At 45.7% G+C, this 6,305-nt stretch carries 3 protein-coding genes and 2 tRNA genes; 4 read left to right on the top strand and 1 reads right to left on the bottom strand.

Annotated elements, in window-relative coordinates:
- The 4 genes from uvrC to ABY436_RS18215 all read left to right on the top strand — a co-directional run.
- On the top strand, positions 1-1,549 hold a 1,549-nt coding region (gene uvrC / locus ABY436_RS18230; RefSeq protein WP_372740356.1), incomplete at its 5' end, for an excinuclease ABC subunit UvrC.
- 32 nt (positions 1,550-1,581) lie between these two features.
- Positions 1,582-2,130 (top strand): CDP-diacylglycerol--glycerol-3-phosphate 3-phosphatidyltransferase, encoded by a 549-nt coding sequence (gene pgsA / locus ABY436_RS18225; RefSeq protein ID WP_372740355.1) that lies wholly within the window; start codon positions 1,582-1,584, stop codon positions 2,128-2,130.
- Positions 2,131-2,216: 86 nt separating this feature from the next.
- Positions 2,217-2,292: transfer RNA gene (locus ABY436_RS18220), tRNA-Gly, on the top strand.
- Between the two features lie 20 nt (positions 2,293-2,312).
- Positions 2,313-2,386: transfer RNA gene (locus ABY436_RS18215), tRNA-Cys, on the top strand.
- A 501-nt stretch (positions 2,387-2,887) separates the two neighbouring features.
- Here the strand turns inward: ABY436_RS18215 and ABY436_RS18210 are convergent.
- Positions 2,888-5,908: an EAL domain-containing protein gene (locus ABY436_RS18210; protein ID WP_372740354.1), complete on the bottom strand. Its 3,021-nt coding sequence runs from the start codon at positions 5,906-5,908 to the stop codon at positions 2,888-2,890.
- Between the last annotated feature and the right edge of the window lie 397 nt (positions 5,909-6,305).

The raw sequence follows: 6,305 nt of genomic DNA, 5'->3' as shown, positions 1-6,305 counted from the left end.
TATTCTGCTCAGGGATGATAAAAGCTACCCTTATATCTTTGTCTCTGAAAAAGAAGATTATCCGGTGCTAACCTTTCATCGTGGCACAAAGCGCAAAAAAGGTCGGTATTTCGGGCCGTTTCCAAGCCGTGCGGCGGTTAACGACAGTTTAAATATACTGCAGAAGATATTCCGGATTCGCTCATGTGATGACGCCTTTTTTCGCAATCGCTCGCGTCCTTGTCTTCAATACCAGATAAAACGCTGTAGCGCGCCGTGTGTTGAGGCGGTCTCGCCTGAAGCTTATGCAGAAGATATCCGTCATGCATCGATGTTTCTGGAAGGGAAAAGCCATACCATCATGAAGGAACTGGCGGCGCAGATGGAAACAGCGGCGGCTAATCTGGATTTTGAGCGTGCCGTTGTTTATCGGGATCAGATTACTAGCTTACAGCTGATTCAGGAGCAGCAGTACGTATTTGGTGAAAGCGGTGATGCTGATGTCATGGGCTGTGCCATTCAACCGGGAGGCGTGTGTGTTCACGTCCTGTTTGTTCGTGGTGGCCGTGTTGTTGGTAGTAAGGCGTTGCATCCGAAAGTGTCGATAGAAGACAGCGAAGCCATGGTTTTGTCAGCATTTGTCGCTCAATGGTATATCGGCAGTGCACGTGAAATCCCCGACCAGATTATTTGCAGCCACGACTTGGAAGATCAACCCTGTATAGAAGAAGCTTTAAGCCAGCAGCGTGGTAAAAAAATTAACCTGAGTTCGCGGGTTAAAGGCGAGCGAGCAGGGTGGCAAAAGCTGGCACTCACCAACGCAGAGCAGCATCTTGCCAGCCATTTGGCGAGTAAACAGAATGTCTATAAACGCTTCCTTGCATTGCAAGAGGTCTTTTCATTAGAAGAAGTACCCAGGCGTTTAGAGTGTTTTGATATTTCACATAGCTCCGGCGAAGCCACGGTGGCTTCTTGCGTCGTGTTTGATCGCAATGGGCCGCTGAAAAAAGATTATCGTACCTTCAATATTGAAGGAATTACCGGCGGCGATGATTACGCTGCCATGCATCAGGCATTAATGCGTCGATACACCCGGATCAAAAAGGGTGAAGGGGTGTTACCTGACATTCTGTTAATTGACGGCGGCAAAGGGCAGGTGACACAAGCGGTAAAAGTACTCGAAGAGTTACAAATAACAGAAGTGCAGATTATCGGTGTTGCAAAAGGAACCAGCCGCAAAGCTGGATTTGAAACACTGGTCATGGCGGAAACAAATCAGGAAGTGGTGTTAGCCTCTGATTCAGCCGCACTTCATCTGATACAACATATACGTGATGAAGCGCATCGCTTTGCGATAACCGGACACAGAGCCCGACGCGGAAAAGCACGTAATCAATCTAAATTAGAAGGAATTGCAGGTGTAGGCCCGAAGAGAAGACGCGAATTACTCAAACATTTTGGTGGAATTGCTGCAATTGAGCGCGCCAGTGTTGAAGAAATCGCAAAAGTCACTACCATAAGCCCAGCGCTAGCCGATGAGATATACGCAGCGTTACATCCAGAAGCCTAATCCCGGAGTTGTCAGCTTATATGCTGTTATCGATGAACATACCTAATTTACTTACATTGCTACGTATCGGCCTTATTCCCGTTTTAGTGCTTTGTTACTATCTACCTTATAGCTGGGCAGCGATGGCGTCGGGCGCGATATTCGCCATCGCCGCTGTTACCGACTGGCTCGATGGATATCTCGCGCGGCGTTGGGATCAGTCATCCGCGCTGGGTGCATTTTTAGACCCGGTTGCCGATAAACTGATGGTCTCGATTGCGCTGGTATTGCTCGTAGAAACCTTTGCTCAATCCTGGATGACGATTCCGGCTATGATCATTATTGGACGCGAAATTGTCATATCTGCCTTAAGAGAGTGGATGGCAGAATTAGGTAAAAGAGCTAGTGTTGCCGTCTCCAATATAGGGAAAATAAAAACGACATTACAGATGATTTCAATCTTTGTGCTGATAGCTTTTGAGCCTTATACCATGATCTCATGGGCTGGCGTAGCAGCCTTGTATGCTGCAGCCCTGTTAACGTTGTGGTCTATGATCCTTTACCTCAAGTCAGCGTGGCCAGACTTAACAGAAGAACTGTAAGTGGTTAATCTTTAAGCAAAAATAATTCGTTAACATGGTTGACACCACCGCAGATCTCTCTATAATACGCCCCACTGTTGTACAGGGCGGGAATAGCTCAGTTGGTAGAGCACGACCTTGCCAAGGTCGGGGTCGCGAGTTCGAATCTCGTTTCCCGCTCCAAATTTTGTATAGCATGCGATGGCGCGATGGCAGAGTGGTCATGCAGCGGACTGCAACTCCGTTAACGCCGGTTCGATTCCGACTCGCGCCTCCATTAAAATCAGTCACTTAGGTGGCTTTTTTTATGCCTGAAATTCCGCTTCCTAATACATTCTGTAAATTCTCGGCCGTTGGCACAGATTAGCATTTTTTTCTCACACTAACTGCGCTCTGTTTACTCAGACGCTTGTATAAGTAAGCTCTTTGAGTGCGTCTGCTTTTGCCCCTACTACTGTGTTTTGTGATCTGCTTCTTTCCGGTTTAATGCATTAAACAGTGCCCGTATGTCTGGGTGGTTTATGATGTTTCACTATTCAGCTTTGGACAGCCAATCATAAAACCATCGACAAGGCCATTGTCTTGAGCTTTATACCACTGACTGGTCTTATAAATACGCTGCCGTTTGTACTGGCCTTGAATGGGGCAAGGCAGGCGCACGCAGCCTGTAAGGAGGCAGAGGCGTAGGAATAAAACCGAGATATTCGTCGGTTAATCTGCGGTGTTTGGTTCTTTTCAAAAGACCGGATGCACGCTTCAGCCGGAGAAATTGAATATTTCAATGACGTTCCTGTCTATCCAGCAGCAACGCGAACTCTTGTGCAGGAAGCGGCTTTGAAAAAAGGAACCCCTGGCCAAAATCACAGCCGGCAGATATCAGCAGATCCCTTTGTTGCTCCGTTTCCACACCTTCTGCAATCACTTTCATATCGAGTTTATGAGCCATCACTATAATGGCTTCACACAATGCATGATCATTCGAGTCAGGCTGTAGGTTACGAACAAAGCTCTGATCAATTTTCAGATAATCAATGTGAAAGCGCTTAAGATAAGATAGTGACGAATAACCGGTGCCGAAATCATCTAATGAAACCTCAATGCCGGCATCTTTAAATGCCAGGAGCTTGTCAGTAACCGCTCTGCCAGCCTCCATCAAGCCGCCCTCTGTAATTTCAATATTCACCGCTGCACCATCAAGATTGATGGCCTTAAGCTTGGCAAGCCATGGCTTCAGGTCGCATTCATCTGAGCGAAATTGGACCGGCGAAGTATTAATACTGACTTGAATATGATGCCCTTGTGTCTGCCAGTTGGCCGCTTGTTGAATAGCTGTAGCAAATACCCAGTCACCAATTTCCAGAATTAACCCAGTCTCTTCTGTCATCGATATAAAGTCATCCGGAGAGACCAGGCCTCGTTCAGGATGATGCCAGCGAATCAAGGCTTCTGCTTTTGACACGGCACCGCTGTTGAAATCAATGATCGGCTGATAAAACAGCTCAAGTTGCTGTAAAGACAAGGCGCTTCGCAGGTCATTAATCAGTAACCTACGCCGCTGCGCCTGTTCTTCCATTGCAGGAGTGAAATACAGGAAACTGTTTCGCCCTTTAGATTTGGCGGCATACATCGCCTGATCTGCGTTTTTCAACAGCATATCAATACTATCAGCATCGCTGGGATAGAACGCAATTCCGATGCTGGCTGACACATAAGCTGTGTTGTGATTCAGATTAAAAGGCATTTTCATTTTAGTTAAAATATTTTGCGCGATCCGCTCAACTATTGTGAAATCGTCCAGTTGATCGATAATAATCGTGAATTCATCACCGCCCAGGCGCGCTACAGTATCCGTATCCCTGATACAGCTTTGCAAACGACTTGCGGCCTGTTTAAGTAACAGGTCGCCATGATCATGACCCAGGGTATCATTGATTTCTTTAAAGTGATCGAGATCCATCAGCAATACAGCCACCTGATGTCGGTTGCGAGAGGATTTCTTTATATAAAATGCTAACCGATCATAAAAAGTAGTGCGATTCGGTAGCTGGGTTAATGGATCAAAGTGTGCCATGTAAGCAAGTCGTTCATTCGCTTTTTTCTGCTCTGCAAGACTGATGTCGATACAATACATTTCTCGATGCCCCCCGGAATACAGCATCACATGACTGGAAAAAACGGGAATGCGGGTGCCTTTTTTATTCAGCAGCTCAACCTCACCTGCAGGTATCGGGGATTCACTTCTAAGCCAGCTCTGATGCGCTTCAATCACTTGCTCTTTTGCTTCAGGAGGGATAATTAAATCTTCTAAACGCTGTCCGATCGCCTCTGTGTTGCTGTAACCATACAGGTCAGTACTGGCATCATTCCAATAGATTACCCGGCGCTCAACTTCATAGCCCTGAACAGCAATAGCCGGCAGGCTCTCGATTACCTGTCGAAAACGCAGCTCACTTTCAAGAACTGATTGTTCCGCCATTTTCTGGTCGGTAATATTCAGTAATAACCCGCGCAACCAGCGAGGCTTTTTATTTTGCAGCACGACGTTAACCATATGCCGCAGCCAGATCGTTTCACCTTGCTTATTACAAAAACGATATTCAAGAATATGATCCCTATGCTGACTGGTTTGATTATGGCAAAAGGTGATAGATCGCTCACGGTCTTGCGGATGGATATGCTCTTGCCAGAAGCCCTTACGAGTCCAGTCTTGCGGTTTATAACCGAGTAAACGTTCGGCATTAGCGCTTACCGAGTTAAAATTCATCCCTACAACATCGGCCTCCCAAACAATGGCATCAGTAGTATCAATCAGTTCACGAAACCGCTGTTCACTTAACCGGTGTGAAATCTCTGACTTTCTTAAGCGATAATTCCAAAACACCAACAACAACAAAAATACTGCGGCGATATATATAACGAGCTCATCAGGCTGAATCCCTGAGGATGCTTCTGGTCCGCTCCAATATGCAAAGATAGCGGCATGTTCCTGTTGCGTAATACTCGTCAGCGCTTTTTCAATAATAGAAGCCAGCAATGGATTATCTTTATTGACCGCCATTCTGAAATCACTCTGGTAATCGGTATGACCCGAAAAACTGAGATTGAGAATGCTCTCCTGTTTCATAGCATAGCTGGCAGCGGTAGCATCACCGACGAAGGCATCAGCACTGCCTTCAGAGACCATCCGTAAAGCAGTTGCAATTGTCGGAGTATTTACAATATTGATTGCGGGATAATCTCGCTTGAGAAGATTATTAGTATAATGACCTGTGTGGATCGCGACAGTTTTGCCGTCCAGCCGATGAAGGTTATCTATATAACCCTTAGATTGTTTGCTGATAATAACTGCAAAACCGGAAAGGTAAGGCTTACTGAACACCAGATAGGTTTCCAGCTCTTTAGTTGCAACCAGGCAGGACACAATATCGAACTCGCCACTATTCGCAGCCTGCAATCCATCGGACCATGATCTTTTAAAGTTTATTGGTTCAATTCTAACACCCAAACGTTGCTCAAGAAGGTGAATGTAATCTGCGACAATACCGGTATAGGTACCGCTTTCATCTATCCATTCATAAGGAGCAAAATTGCGATCGATGTCTAATTTTAGTACTGGGTGCTCATTCAGCCAGAAAGCCTCTTGCGGAGTCAGCTTCAGAGATTCCAGCGGGGGGCTATTAGCGGTGAGAGCCCATTCTGGCATCAGGAGAAGATAGCATGAAATCAGGATCTGTCGTATCAACTGACCCGGTGGCGGCTGCATCTGACGAAAAAACAAGAACCTGAATAGTCCAAACATCCTTTTCTTCCCTTTCTTCCTTAGCCCAATCATCTCTTCTTTGCTTTAACAGAGCTCAATCCATTGAATCAATACAAAGACGTCTTTCCGGAAACAGCAGTACTCAGGATTGTCGTATGGCCAATACTATGACTTTTTACTGATAAGATGAAAATTTCATCCCACAGATAATTAAAGTCTGTATAAACTAATATTTAAAAAATGTTCATTAGTAGCCTATCACGACACGCACTGCTGTATTTAGAGCATTTAGCGAGTTCGATATCCAGTTGTTTATAACTTTCTTTTTCAATACTTGTCACGGCAGTGCGAGTCTTGTGGTTTGTATTTAGCCGCGACGTCCGGGTTAAAAGTAATATCTTCGCAGGAAAGATCAGCAGTCGATATGCAAATAGAC

This window comes from Neptunomonas sp. (assembly GCF_041601355.1).
In the GTDB taxonomy this organism is placed as follows: Bacteria; Pseudomonadota; Gammaproteobacteria; order Pseudomonadales; family Balneatricaceae; genus Neptunomonas.
This window is presented reverse-complemented; position numbering and strand designations above follow the sequence as displayed.